Source organism: Enterococcus saccharolyticus subsp. saccharolyticus (assembly GCF_029023825.1).
Classification (GTDB): Bacteria; Bacillota; Bacilli; order Lactobacillales; family Enterococcaceae; genus Enterococcus_F; species Enterococcus_F saccharolyticus.
The window spans coordinates 65,610-79,650 of sequence record NZ_CP118957.1 but is presented as its reverse complement, the minus strand read 5'-3'; the positions used below and the strand labels follow the sequence as shown (position 1 = coordinate 79,650).

Genomic DNA, 14,041 nt, shown 5'->3' with positions numbered 1-14,041 from the left:
GATTGTCCCTATAGTCGCATTCGCACGACTCAATCTCAATAGCTCGGATAGTTTTGTCTTGTTTTGAGTGATGTTTCAGTCGCTACAAGGTTATTTAATGAAAGCCTCTTTTGATTCAAACAATGGGCTAACTGGTTTGTTCTCATGGATACGTTTGATTGCTTCTGCCATTAAATTACCTACACTAATTTCATCGATTTTAGCGATTTTGCGTTCTTCTGGTAAGTTAATTGAATCAGTGACAACTAAGCGTTCAATTGCTGATGCTTCAATGCGTTCTAATGCTGGTCCTGATAATACTGGATGCGTACAAGATGCGTAAACACTTTTCGCACCTGCTTGTTTTAAAGCATTGGCTGCTAAAGTAATGGTACCTGCTGTATCAATGATATCATCGATTAAGACACAAATTTTTCCTTCGACATGACCAATAATGTTCATCACTTCTGCCACATTTGCACGTGGACGACGTTTATCAATGATGGCAATTGGCGCTTTTAAGAACTCAGCTAATTTACGGGCACGAGTCACACCACCATGGTCTGGAGATACGACAACTACATCGTCTCCTTTGATGTTATTTTCTAAGAAGTAATTTGCGATTAATGGTGCGCCCATCAAGTGATCGACTGGAATATCAAAGAATCCTTGGATTTGTGATGCATGCAAGTCTAGTGTTACCATACGGTTTGCACCAGCTTTTTCGATCATATTTGCCACTAATTTTGCTGTAATTGGTTCACGAGAGCGTGCTTTACGGTCTTGACGTGCATACCCATAATAAGGCATTACCACGTTAATTGTTTTGGCACTGGCACGTTTTAAGGCATCAATCATGATTAATAACTCCATTAAATTATCATTTACTGGGTTACTTGTTGATTGAATGATATATACGTGTGCACCACGGATACTTTCTTCAATGTTGACTTGAATTTCACCATCACTGAATTGTTTTACCGAACATTTACCTAGTTCTAAACCTACTGCAGCAGCGATTTTTTCAGCTAACGGACGATTAGAGTTTAGCGCAAAAATCTTTAATTTTGGATCAGAATATTGATTCGACATGAGAACCTCCACTTTCTATACATTACGACTAGTAAAAAGACTACAATCTACTAGAATCATCTTCCTAGTAAATAGTAGTCATTTTTGACAAATAAATCAAGACTTTCGTCTGACTTATTGCATATAAGGGAAATTTTTTGCGTAATCTTCTTTAATCACTTGGCGTGCACGTGCAATCGCTAAGGCATGTTCTGGGACATCTTCGGTAATCGTTGAACCTGCCGCAATACAACTATTCGCTGCGACATTGACCGGCGCAATAATATTGGCACTTGAGCCAATGAAGCTATGATCCCCAATGACTGTTTGATGTTTATTTTTGCCATCATAGTTCACAAAAACAACCCCACAACCAACATTGATCTCTTTGCCTAATGTGGCATCACCTACATACGTCAAGTGCCCCACTTTTGTGCCTTCACCGACCGTCGCATTTTTGACTTCGACAAAGTTCCCAATATGCGCATCGGCCATAATTTCAGCTTTTGGACGTAAATGGGCATACGGACCGACATCGGCACCTGAATGCACAATGCTTTCTTCCACAACGGATGATTTGACCACCACATTGTCCCCAATGATACTGTCCACGATTTGTGATTGTGCCGTAATCACACAGTTTTCACCAATCACGGTCTCACCTTTTAAATATACGCCTGGTTCAATGACCGTTTCGGCACCAATTTTGACCCCTGCATCGATATATGTCGCTGCTGGATCAACAAAAGTCACGCCATTCACCATATGTTGGTGGTTGATACGTGCCCGCATAATGCGGTTGGCTTCCGCTAATGCCACTCGGTCATTAACCCCTAAAGATTCGTTAAAGTCTTGCGTTTGATACGCGGCGACGTTTTTGCCTTCGTCTTTTAAAATTTCAATAATATCAGTTAAATAATATTCACCTTGCGCATTGTCGGTAGTTAATTTAGTTAACGCATCGAATAACAATTCATTGTCAAAACAATACGTCCCTGTATTGATTTCTTTGACTTGCGCTTCTTCACGTGTCGCATCTTTTTGTTCGACAATACGATCCACAATCCCGACACGGTCACGTAAAATACGGCCATAACCAGTTGGGTCTTCTGCATGGGCGGTTAAAATCGTTGCCGAAGCGCCTTTTCCTTGGTGGTATTCAAATAATTCATCCAACGTTTCAGAAGTTAACAACGGTGTATCCCCACTAATAACTAACGTCGTGCCTTTTTTCCCATTTAAAAATTCAGCAGCTTGCATCACCGCATGACCTGTACCTAATTGTTCTGCTTGTAGCGCATATTGACTGCGTTCCCCTAATTGTGATTGCACTTTATCAGCGCCATGACCAACGATAGTCACAATTTCTGCAGGTTTGGTTTCTTCTACTCGGTTAATAATGTGTTCCACCATTGGTTTGCCACAAACCGGGTGTAATACTTTGTATAGTTTTGATTTCATACGTGTGCCTTTGCCGGCAGCTAAAATAATTGCGTAACGTGTATCCACGTAACTCACTCCATTCGATTTTTGCTTTTTTAAGTGTAGCCCAATTACTTGAACTTTTCAACTATATCGGAACGTTTCTAGGTAGACCAATTTATTTTCCAAAAAAACGTGCAATTTCAATTTGAACATTTGCGGATGAATCCGAAGCATGCACCAAATTGCGGGTCTGATTGATTCCATAATCACCACGAATGGTTCCCATGTCTGCAGTTAATGGATTTGTCGCCCCTACTATTTTCCGAACGCGTGCTACTGCCTGCTCACCTTCTAAAATCAATAATACTACTGGTCCTTCTGTCATATATGCCAATAATTTCGGAAAAAAAGGCTGTCCGATTAAATGTTGGTAATGTGCTTTCAGCAGCTCTGTAGTTAGAAGCGTCATATTGACTGCCTTCATCTTTAAATTAGCTGCTTCAAAGCGTTGAATAATTTGTCCAACTAATTGGCGTTCTACTCCATCTGGTTTGATAATCACAAGTGTCTGTTCCATCGTACCACGCTCACTTTCCTTCACTATCGTAGCTTTAGTTTACAAAAAGTCCCGACAGATGTAAACGCCTTCCCTACTTCTATTTCATGGTATGCGGCTCATCCAGATAATTCCTAAAAAATAGCAAAAAACTGGCTTCCAACAAAATAGTCAGAAACCAGTCAATAAGTTACTCTTCGTCAAAATAATTTCCAGGTACCACAGAAATTGTTTTGGTTTGTGTATTTACATCTTCAACAAATAACAATGAATTGTATTTTTTGACGGCACGTTCCCCACGGAATTTCGCTTCAGCAAAAACAGTTACCCCAACTAGTTCTGCTTCAAATTCTTCAATCAAGCCTTGCATACCGTTAATGGTTCCGCCGCCTTTCATGAAATCGTCAACGACTAAAACACGTGATCCTCGTTTTAGACTACGTTTTGATAATTCCATTTTTTCGATACGTTCAGACGAACCAGATACATAGTTCACACTCACAGTTGAACCTTCTGTAATTTTTGAATCGCGACGTACAATGACAAATGGGACATTTAGATAATAGGAAACAGCTTGGGCAATCGGCACACCTTTTGTGGCTACTGTCATCACCGCATCAATTTTTTCACCTAAATATTTCGACGCAATAATGCGACCGACTTGGCGTAATAATTCGGGTTCTCCTAATAAATCAGATAAATACACATAACCACCTGGAAGCAGACGATCTTGTTCAGATAAACGTTCAGACAACGCCACAACATATTCTTTTGCTTCTTCTTTAGAAATCATCGGTACAAAAATTACGCCTCCTGCTGCACCAGGAATGGTATCTAGTAGACCCGTACCTCTTTCTCTAAATGTTTTTTTAATGATGGCTAAATCTTCACTAATCGATGATTTTGCTGACTCATAACGTTTGGCAAAAAATGTCAACGAAATCAATTCATGTGGATGATCCAATAAATAGTGGGTCATATCAATCAATCGTTCACTACGACGAACCTTCACAAACTTCAACTCCTTTTCCTAAATTCTTTCTCCTTATTATAAAGCTTTTCACAGATTTTATCGAGTATTTTCTTAATTATTTGAAAAATTGTTCGTACTTTATTAAGAATAATTAAAAAAAGCACGAGAAATTTTCGTTTCTCGTGCTTTTTTCTAATTTTTTGCTTGTTTTTTTCGTTGCAATAAGATGATCACTCGACGAATCAGATTCACAAGTAAGAAGACAGCAATAAAAACTAGCGTAATCGTTGCTCCAGGTGGGGTTGATAAGTAATACGAACTAGTTAAACCCGTCATCATTCCAGCTAACCCAATCACAATACTAATCAAAATCACCATGTTAAAACTTTTACCTAAGCGCATACTAATCGCTGCCGGTAAAACCATAATTGCGGAAATTAATAATGCGCCCGCAATCGGAATCATCACCGCAATCGCTACCCCCGTTAAAACATTAAACATCATCGACATCCAATGAACGGGTAACCCATCTACATGGGCAGTATCTTCGTCAAAAGTTAAGACATACATCGGCTTTTTAAACAATAAAAATAGCACAGCGGTAACAGCAAACAGTATCCCTAAAAAGACGACTTGATCTGACGTAATCGTGACAATCGAACCAAAAAGATACGACTGAATACTCGTCGAAGAATTGCCCCCGCTCAAGTTCATCAAGACTAACGCTAATGCTAATCCTCCCGACATCAAAATAGCAATCGAAATTTCTGAGTAACTACGGTACATCATTCGTAAATATTCCAAAACAATCGCCGCCAAAATAACGACGAACATGGTCGTTAACGTCGGATTTAGATTTAAAAAGAAACCCAATGCGACCCCTGCTAACGAAACATGCGACAGTGTGTCTGCCATTAATGATTGACGACGAATGACTAAAAATACACCCAACATCGGCGCAATTCCTGCAATAAAAATAGCCGCTAAAAAGGCCCGTCTCATGAATTCATATGAAAGCATCTCCATTGAGAATCCTCCTTTCGTACTAAACGAATTTGACGATCCGCATAGTTTTTAATATCTTCATGGTCATGAGTAATCATTAAAATGGCTTTTCCATGTTGATGCGCGCTATGACGCAACAAACGATAAAAATTATTGCGTGACTCTTCATCCATTCCTGTTGTCGGTTCATCTAAAATGAACAAATCTGGATCGGTAGCAAAAATACGCGCTAAACTAATGCGCTGTTTTTGTCCGCCCGATAGCTCACCAATGCGTTTGTGACGCATCTCCCACATTCCAACTGCTTCTAAAGCTTTTTGCACATGGTCATGGTCGCGTTGTGTTAATTTTTTGAACCAACGATTTTTAGGATAACGTCCGGAACGCACCAATTCTAAAACGGTACTTGGAAAGCCCACATTAAACGAGGCAATTTGTTGGGGAATATAGCCCACACTAAGGCGTTTGCCTGCTGTATTTTTTTTCGCAACAGTGACTTCGCCTTTGGCTGGTTTTAATAACCCTAACGTCGAACGAACAAGGGTCGATTTTGCCGCCCCATTTTCACCTGTTAAAATGACAAATTCTCCTGCGTCCACATGATAATTCACGCCTTCTAAAACAGGTTCATCATCGTAGTAAAACGTCAAATCTTTGACTTCTATATAATGCACAAGTGCGCCTCCTTATTGAATACTTGCTTTTAATGCGTCCAAATTGTCACGCATCACACTGACATAATTTTCACCGGCTTTGAGTTGTTCATTCGTTAAACTTTCCAAAGGATTTAAAACTTCTAGCGAAACACCTGTTTCTTGTGCTAACGTTTCAGCCACTTTCGAAGATGCATTTTCTTCAAAATAAATCACTTTGACGTGATGGTCTTCTACATAATGTTTTAATTCTGCTAAACGACTAGGACTTGGTTCCTCATCGGGTGAAATACCCGCGATGGATTCTTGGATCAAACCATATTGTTTTGCTAGGTAAGCAAATGCCGCATGTTGCGTCACGAATGTTTTATTTTTCGCATCTTTAAACGCCGCTTGAAATTCTTGATCTAATGTTTGTAACTCTTCTAAATAGGCCGCTGCATTTTTTTCAAAATTAGCTTTTTTTTCTGGATATTTTTCACTTAACACATCCCGAATCGTTTCGACTTCTTTCATCGCTAAGACTGGGTCCACCCATACATGTGGATCATGGGCATGATGATGCTCTTCTTCCTGTTCATCATGCTCGTGGTCATGGTCTTCGGCGCCAGCCATTAAATCAATCTGACCAGCTGCTTCGATAAACGTTGTTTGTTTGGTATCGATACTTTCACCTAGACGATCCACCCATGTTTCTAATTCTGCACTGTTGTAGACTAACGCATCAGCTTCGGAAATTTTCGCAATATCCTTAGCACTTGGTTCATAATCATGCGCTTCAGTTCCTGCTGGAATCAATAATTCGACATCGCCTTCATCACCGACAACTTGCTTACTAAATTCATACATTGGATAAAAAGTTGTCATAATTTTTAACTCATCATTGGTTTCTTTACTTTGACCACACGCACCTAAAAGAACACTACCAATTAATAGAGCGCTTGTTAAAAGGATTTTTTTCATTTTTTACGATCCTCACTTTTTCTTCGAATAAAACAAATCGTAAGGCTTACGATTTGATAACAGAGAATAATGTATCAAACAGTCGCCGTTTCGTCAAGGAAAAGAGAGCAAACAAAAAGCGAAGACTTCTTATAGAAGAAGAATTCGCTTTTTTCGCTAACATCACTTTAAGGTGCGCACTAGATACACTTCGTCACAAAAGCCTTTTAAGCCATTGACAATGCGTTGTGCGCGAGAATATTTCTTACATAAAGCAAAGACAGTCGGGCCACTACCACTCATCAGTGCTGCATCAGCGCCATATTTTAACATACGATCTTTAATTTGTTGCACGACTGGATGTTTCGGTATGGTCACATCTTCTAGACTATTTCCCATATGGGCCAACATCATCTCATAATCTTGTTTTAAAATTGCTTCGGATAATTTGTGCATATCCGGATGAGACAATTGGTCCATTTCGACTTGTTGGAAAATTTTACGCGTAGATACACTGATACGTGGTTTGACTAAAACAACCCAACATTGAGGCATTGGAATCAATGGTCGGACAATTTCTCCTTTACCAGCAATAAACGAAGTCGTTCCATAGACACAATAAGGAACATCGGTACCGACTTCTACGCCCATCGAAACGAGCTCATCCATCGATAAACCAAGCTGCCATAGACGGTTCATTCCACGTAATGCTGCCGCACAGTCGGTACTTCCACCGCCCAAACCAGCAGCTACTGGAATATGTTTATCAATAGAAATTTTTATGCCATCTTGAATACCATAGCGTTCTTTTAAAATCGTCGCTGCTTGATAAACATTGTTGCGTTTATCAATTGGCAAAAATGCTTTATTCGTCTCCACAATGATTTTATTTTCAGGGAGCGTTTCAAACGTTAAACGATCCGCTAAATCTACACTAGACATGACCATCTCAAGTTCGTGATATCCGTCTTCTCTTTTACGCAGAATATCTAAGCCCAAATTGATTTTTGCGGGTGCTTTCTCTATAATTTCCATATTTCCACCTACTCGAAAATAGTCGTGTTGTATTCTATCATAGCAAATTTCACTTGTATAGGCACTGAGAATCTTCTATTTCTACAAATATTTTTCATAGCTTATGGTAAAACCTAGCTATATCAAGCAATCTTAACTAAAAAGAATCTGTCACACAAAAAAATAACCGAACTATATAGAGTGACTGACGCTCATTCTAATGAATTTGCGACTAGGATTTTCTGCCAAGCTCTACTATCATTCGGATATCTCTCAGTTAAATAGGCGGATACAATCACGTGCCCTATCGAATTTTCACACCCATCATCGCCATCATCTGTACGGCTTGATACGGAGAAATCACAGCACCTTTCATTAATTGGGGTGAAAAATAGAGTGTCTCAAACGCACTCGTTGAAAAATCCACTTGCGCTAACTTTGTCTCAGAAAAATCTGCTTGATTCATTTCACATTGATCAAAAACTAATTTTTTCTTGATGGTGACTTGTTGAAAAAAAGCTTCATTTAAAGAAACTTGCACAAATACATTTTTCTCCATCAGAGATTCACTAAAATTAAGATAATCCCCACGTGAGTCAATCACTCGTGTTTCTTTCCAACGATTACGTGAGAAATTTGTTCCTAGAAGCTGGCAATGGTCAAATGAACAACGATAAAAGACACTGTCAGAAAAATCCTGATTTGAAAATACACTATTGTTAAACGTGCAGTCTAACCATTCACTATGGGTAAAACGTTGCTTTTCAAATTCACAGTGATCAAATACGATGTCAGAAAATGAACTACCTTTTCCAGATGGCGCCAAACGACAATTTTTGTACGTCTCTCCTGCTTCTAGTTGGTCAATCGTTAACGTTTGATTTTCAATCATCTGATTCTCCTATTGTGACAAAAATTCTTCAATAACTTGTAAAACACCACTTTTATCATTCGAAGGGGCTGTAAATTTAGCTGTTTGCAAAACAGCAGGCGCACCATTTTCCATCGCGTAACTGTGTCCAACGTAAGCTAACATTTCTAAATCATTGTGTCCATCGCCAAACGCCATCATCTCTTGTGGATCAATTTGCCAATAATCAGCTAAAAATTGCAAGCCGTTCGCTTTATGATAGTCTGGCAAAATAATATCCACACTCCCATGCCCACTTGAAACTGCTCGTGCTTGTTGGGGAAAAGCTTCAGAGATTGCACGCGCAATTTCCTCGGTACGCTCTACAGGAACACCTAATGCAAATTTCACGTACTTTTCTTGTTCAAAATCTACCGCCAATAAATCATCCACAATTTCTAACGCATGGCAATAAAAAGTGACAAAATGTTGAAATTCTGCTGGCATATGTCGTTCCATATACGCACTCTGAATCCCATTTAACACCATGTTGACTTCAGGATATCGTTCTCGTAAAAAATGAATCATCGCAGTCACAGTCTCTTTGTCAAAATGACTTTCACGAATCAATTTACCTTGGTCATATACTAACACACCATTTTCAGCAACAAACGACAAGTCATTTTTTTCAGGAAAAAAGGATGTCAACTGAGCATATTGATTCCCACTAGCGACCACAAATTTAATCTGACGTTGCTGCAACTCTGCCAAAATCGTTTCAAAACGTGCGCGGTCATACGTTTTGTCCGTTGTTAAAAACGTGCCATCCATATCTACTGCAATTAATTGAACCATAAGCGCCTCCTCAAAGTTGTTACTCAAACGATAGCATAGGTTGGTGTCAGAGGACAAGTTTCATTTTTGGATAAGATTGTTAAAAGACCCATAGTTTTCGACTGCCATCGTCATTCCAAAAAGTTTATTGAACTGGGCAATCATTTCGATAAAACCTGTATCGTATGGGTAATTAAAGGTTATTTCATGCTCAATGGGGACTGCTCGGTCATAAATGACCAGAGCTTCTGGGAACAGAGCATACTTGTTTTGTAAACAGATTTCTTTTACTTAACAGCGGTTTCTCTTATTAACCAAGGCAAACCATCTTTTTAGATAGACTGTCCCATACCTAAGCCTTTCAACGTTAGGCGAACGCTTTGTTTAAAATGTTAATTCCAGCATTTACATCTCGGTCATGGTGGACACCACAGTGTGGACAAGTAAACTCACGAATATGGAGTGGTTTCTTACCAGTGTTTTTTCCACAAGATGAACAGTTTTGGCTTGTGTATTGAGGTGCGACAAGAATTAATTCTTTTCCATACCAATCACACTTGTATTGAAGCATGGTTTTAATTTTTGCCCACGAAGAGTCAGCTATTGAACGTGATAATCGTTTGTTTTTCATAAGATTTTTGGTTTTCAAATCTTCCATAACAATTAAATCAAATTCTTTAACTAATTGTGTGGTATATTTTTGAAGATAATCTTCTCGTTGATTTGCAATTTTGCGATTGATTTTCGCAACCATTTTACGGGCTTTTTCAACGTTTTTAAAAGAAGACCATTCTAATTCAACGCCAGATTTTTTAGCAGCTTCTATTTTTTTCTTAGCTTGCAATCGACGTCTAGCTAGTTTTCGTTCCCAGGCATGACGTTTTTTGGCTAACGAACGTTCAAACTTTTTGTTTTTAAGTTTGAAACCATCAGATTGGATAACTAAATCAGCTAAACCTAAGTCTAATCCAACTTGTTTATTAGTTTTAGGTAACTCAACTGGTTCATGCTCTACTTGGATTGTAGCTGTATAGATTCCTGCTGAATCTTTATGGACAACAACGCTTTTAATTCTTCCGTTAATTCGATTTAAGCCGTAAGCCTTAACTGTTCCTAGCTTTGGGAGTTTAATTGCATGATTATCAACAACTTGAATATTGTTATTGATACATTTTGATTTGTAACTATTATGTGGTCTTTTTCTACTTTCAAATTTAGGACTATCATTTTGGTTTTTAAAAAAGCGTTGGTATGACTGGTCTAAATCGGCGCAGGCATATTCTAAACAAGTACTTTCCGCTTGTCGCAAAAATGGAAACTCTATTTTCAATGCCTTTAAGCAATAAATCATACCAAATTTAGATGTATAATTCCCACCGTTACGGTAACGAGTTTGTTGCATGTTTAATAATTGATTTTTGACAAAACGCCGAAGGTTGATATTTGTGTCAATCTGATTCTTTTGGCTTTCATTGGGTTTTAATTTTATTTTAACGCCTTTAAGTTTCATTATGATTCGTCTCCTTTTTACGTTGGTCATCAATGTATTTAGCAACAGCTTGTTCGTTTGTAGTCCCTATGCTTTCAACAAAGTAGCTTGGTGCCCAAAGATGTCTGTTTCCTTCAGATAACCAATAAGATGTTTTAAGTTCAGGATATAGTTGAAACAATTTTCTAGCACTAACACCTTTTAACCATCGAACAATATTTGTTACAGACAATTTTGGCGGAGCAGACACTAGAAGGTGAATATGGTCATCTAATCCTATTTCCATGTGGGAGATAGTAAATCCATATTCATCGGCTACTTCATAGAGTATTTTTTTAAGGTCAGATTCAATTTGACCTTGCAATACTTTTTTACGATATTTTGTTCTCCAGATTAAATGGTAGTTTAAATTGTAGACAGACGTCCTACCATATGTAAAGCGATTATTATCTTTCATATCAACACCTCTGTCTATATCATACCACACCATGTGTAAGACAGGAATACCTTAATGCTTTGTAAAAAAAAAATAAATAAAGAGGGCTTTCATCTCGGCACTGAAGAGCCGAGTTTTTCGCCCAAATAATTAGAAAAAAATCGACGCAATAATCAATGGATGGTTTAAAACTAAGCATGCTTTCACAAAATGAAAGAATTTCTTCTCGATCCTTCTCTGTAAAATCTGCCAACGTTGCACAGCGAACAACAATTTGATTGTTATTTGCTTCAAAATCTTGATCATAAATGGCATCACCAAACGCTTGTCCAGCCTTAGAAAAAGTATCTTCAAAAACTAAATACGTAATGACTTCTATTTCTCTTGAAAATCGATAAATTTCGTATTTATTGGTCAGTAATAGTCTCTCAAAATACATCTATCTTCTCCTTCACTATAACAAAAGTGCTAGGAAATCTTCTATCAAAAATTTCCTAGCACTTTTTATAATTGTACTGTCTTATCCTAACATTTCTGCTTTCCCAATCGGGGTCTTCGCAGTTATTTCACCTAATGTGACTGTCAAACCAGCTACTCGATCAGCATTGGTAATTACTGTCACAATATCTGTTGCTTTACCAGCAGCAATCACTGCTTCTAAATCCATTTCAGCTAATTCTGTTTCCGGTGTCACTTGGTCGCCGGCTTTTACTTTTACAGTAAATGGCGCACCTTTTAACTCCACAGTATCTAAGCCCATATGAACCAGAACTTCTGCTCCAGCTGGTGTTAAAATACCAATCGCATGTTGCGTATCAAAGACACTCGTCACTTTTCCTGTTACAGGAGAAAAAACATGTTTGTCTGTTGGTTGTACCGCAAAGCCATCGCCCATCATTTTTTGAGCAAATACTGGATCATTGACTTCACCAATTCCGATAACAGTACCATTGACAGTAGCAAATAATTCTTCTGTCACCACAGTATTTGAAGTAGTTGTTTCCGCTGCTGTTTCAACAGGAACATCCACAGCCACACCTGCTGCGACAGCTTGTTCACCCACACGATCAATTTTATTGAACCAACCACGTTGACGGAAGACAATAGTTAAAATAAATGGCACGACAATCGCAATTAACATCGCAATTGCAAAGGCTGTCCAACCACCGCCAATGTTACCGTTAATTGCTAAGATACCTGGTAAACCACCAACACCAATTGCATTGGCACGAACACCCATGACATTACTGAACATTCCGGCAATCCCTGAACCAATCATTGCTGCGACAAATGGATACACATATTTCAAGTTAATCCCAAACATCGCTGGTTCTGTAACACCTAACCAAGAAGAAATTCCTGATGGTAATGAAATTTCTTTTTCTTTTTTATCTGTACGGTGTAAGAATAATACTGCAAATACCGCTGCACCTTGAGCAATATTTGATAAAGCAATCATTGGCCATAAGTTTGTTGTACCAAAATCGGCAATCAATTGCGCATCAATTGCTAACGTTGTATGGTGCAAACCAGTGATAACTAATGGCGCATATACTGCACCAAAAATTGCACTAAATAACCATGAAATTGGTGATTCTAGTCCAGCATTTACCACATAAGAAATGCCGGTACCAATCTTCCAACCAATTGGCCCTAAAATCGTATGTGCAAAGAAAATTGCTGGCAATAATGAAAACAGTGGGACGAAAATCATCGAAACCGCTTCCGGAATTCTCGGTCTAAAGAATTTTTCTAAATAAACTAACGTAAATCCAGCTAACATCGCTGGAATAACTTGCGCTTGGTAACCAATCATGTTGACATGTGCAAAGCCAAAATCCCAATACGGAATATCCGCTGCCGCCGTGCCATTTACAGCATACGCATTAAGTAATTGTGGTGAGACTAACGTAATCCCTAAAACAATCCCTAAAATTTGTGTCGTACCCATTTTACGAGTAATACTCCAAGTGATTCCTACTGGTAAGAAGTGGAAAATCGCTTCCCCTGGCAACCATAAGAAATGGTTAACGCCTGCCCAGAATGGTGATACATCAACAATTGTTTGATAAATTGGTGAGCCGTCTGCATTGGCTTGAGCGATGCCATCAATAATTTTTTGACCTAACGATTCAATTTGTACACCTTCTAATAAGTTACGAAAACCTAAAATCAAACCTCCGACAATAATAGCTGGTAATAATGGCGTGAAAATTTCGGCTAAAACACCAATCACTCGTTGAATAATATTTTGATTTTGTTTTGCCAAGGCCTTTCCTTGTTCTTTTGAAACGCCTTCAATTCCTGAAACCGCTGTAAAATCGTTGTAAAAAGTAGAGACATCATTTCCAATAATTACTTGAAATTGCCCCGCATTCGTAAACATCCCCTTTACACTCGGTATCTCTTCGATTGCTTTTTCATCTGCTTTTGATGGATCATTTAAAACAAAACGCATACGTGTCGCACAATGCGTGACTGCGGCAATGTTTTCTTTCCCTCCAACAAACTCAAGCAGTTTCTCAGCATCAGCTTGATATTTTCCCATTGTTTCATCCTCCTAACATTAATTTGTATATACATGTGTACTTACAAGGTAATCATAACTTGCGCTTTCTAATAATGCAAGCGTTTTATTATTTTTTTTGTAAAAAAAATTTTATCAATCTATAAAAACATTGATATATGACTATTTATAAATACTGTTTTTATTTACAAACAGCAATTTTTAAAACCCTTTTTTAATTTTTACAAATAAAAAACGAGAATATTCGTTGTAAAAGCTTTCATTTTCCGTTATACTTTGGTTGCATG

At 38.2% G+C, this 14,041-nt stretch carries 14 protein-coding genes; all 14 read right to left on the bottom strand.

Features of this window, described 5'->3' with window-relative positions:
* Positions 1-90 precede the first annotated feature (90 nt).
* The gene (locus PYW32_RS00395; RefSeq protein WP_016176112.1) at positions 91-1,071 is read right to left on the bottom strand and encodes a ribose-phosphate diphosphokinase; all 981 of its coding nucleotides are present in this window, start codon (positions 1,069-1,071) and stop codon (positions 91-93) included.
* 114 nt (positions 1,072-1,185) lie between these two features.
* A complete protein-coding gene (glmU, locus tag PYW32_RS00390; protein ID WP_016176111.1) occupies positions 1,186-2,559 on the bottom strand; it encodes a bifunctional UDP-N-acetylglucosamine diphosphorylase/glucosamine-1-phosphate N-acetyltransferase GlmU in 1,374 nt (457 codons plus the stop codon).
* Between the two features lie 91 nt (positions 2,560-2,650).
* On the bottom strand, positions 2,651-3,052 hold the full coding sequence (gene ndk, locus PYW32_RS00385; protein WP_016176110.1) for a nucleoside-diphosphate kinase: 402 nt from the start codon (positions 3,050-3,052) through the stop codon (positions 2,651-2,653).
* A 169-nt stretch (positions 3,053-3,221) separates the two neighbouring features.
* Complete coding sequence (gene purR / locus PYW32_RS00380) at positions 3,222-4,043, bottom strand: pur operon repressor (RefSeq protein WP_016176109.1); 822 nt, start codon at positions 4,041-4,043, stop codon at positions 3,222-3,224.
* A 153-nt stretch (positions 4,044-4,196) separates the two neighbouring features.
* Positions 4,197-5,030, bottom strand: coding sequence for a metal ABC transporter permease (locus PYW32_RS00375; RefSeq protein WP_016176108.1), 834 nt, complete (start codon positions 5,028-5,030; stop codon positions 4,197-4,199).
* A complete protein-coding gene (locus tag PYW32_RS00370) occupies positions 5,003-5,683 on the bottom strand; it encodes a metal ABC transporter ATP-binding protein (protein WP_016176107.1) in 681 nt (226 codons plus the stop codon). The genes PYW32_RS00375 and PYW32_RS00370 overlap by 28 nt, the downstream gene beginning before the upstream one ends.
* Positions 5,684-5,695: 12 nt before the next feature.
* Positions 5,696-6,625 (bottom strand): metal ABC transporter substrate-binding protein, encoded by a 930-nt coding sequence (locus PYW32_RS00365; protein ID WP_016176106.1) that lies wholly within the window; start codon positions 6,623-6,625, stop codon positions 5,696-5,698.
* 162 nt (positions 6,626-6,787) lie between these two features.
* The gene (gene ispE, locus PYW32_RS00360) at positions 6,788-7,639 is read right to left on the bottom strand and encodes a 4-(cytidine 5'-diphospho)-2-C-methyl-D-erythritol kinase (protein WP_016176105.1); all 852 of its coding nucleotides are present in this window, start codon (positions 7,637-7,639) and stop codon (positions 6,788-6,790) included.
* A 283-nt stretch (positions 7,640-7,922) separates the two neighbouring features.
* Complete coding sequence (locus PYW32_RS00355) at positions 7,923-8,510, bottom strand: pentapeptide repeat-containing protein (protein ID WP_016176104.1); 588 nt, start codon at positions 8,508-8,510, stop codon at positions 7,923-7,925.
* Positions 8,511-8,519: 9 nt separating this feature from the next.
* Positions 8,520-9,323 carry a Cof-type HAD-IIB family hydrolase gene (locus tag PYW32_RS00350; protein WP_016176103.1) on the bottom strand — a complete coding sequence of 268 codons (804 nt, stop codon included), beginning with the start codon at positions 9,321-9,323 and terminating at the stop codon, positions 8,520-8,522.
* Positions 9,324-9,669: 346 nt separating this feature from the next.
* On the bottom strand, positions 9,670-10,812 hold the full coding sequence (locus PYW32_RS00345; protein WP_016176102.1) for an RNA-guided endonuclease TnpB family protein: 1,143 nt from the start codon (positions 10,810-10,812) through the stop codon (positions 9,670-9,672).
* Positions 10,802-11,248, bottom strand: coding sequence for an IS200/IS605 family transposase (tnpA, locus tag PYW32_RS00340; RefSeq protein WP_016176101.1), 447 nt, complete (start codon positions 11,246-11,248; stop codon positions 10,802-10,804). Before tnpA ends, PYW32_RS00345 begins: the two co-directional genes overlap by 11 nt.
* A 19-nt stretch (positions 11,249-11,267) precedes the next feature.
* Positions 11,268-11,666, bottom strand: a complete 399-nt coding sequence (locus PYW32_RS00335) for a hypothetical protein (RefSeq protein ID WP_016176100.1) — start codon at positions 11,664-11,666, stop codon at positions 11,268-11,270.
* 81 nt (positions 11,667-11,747) lie between these two features.
* On the bottom strand, positions 11,748-13,775 hold the full coding sequence (treP, locus tag PYW32_RS00330) for a PTS system trehalose-specific EIIBC component (RefSeq protein ID WP_016176099.1): 2,028 nt from the start codon (positions 13,773-13,775) through the stop codon (positions 11,748-11,750).
* Positions 13,776-14,041 lie beyond the last annotated feature (266 nt).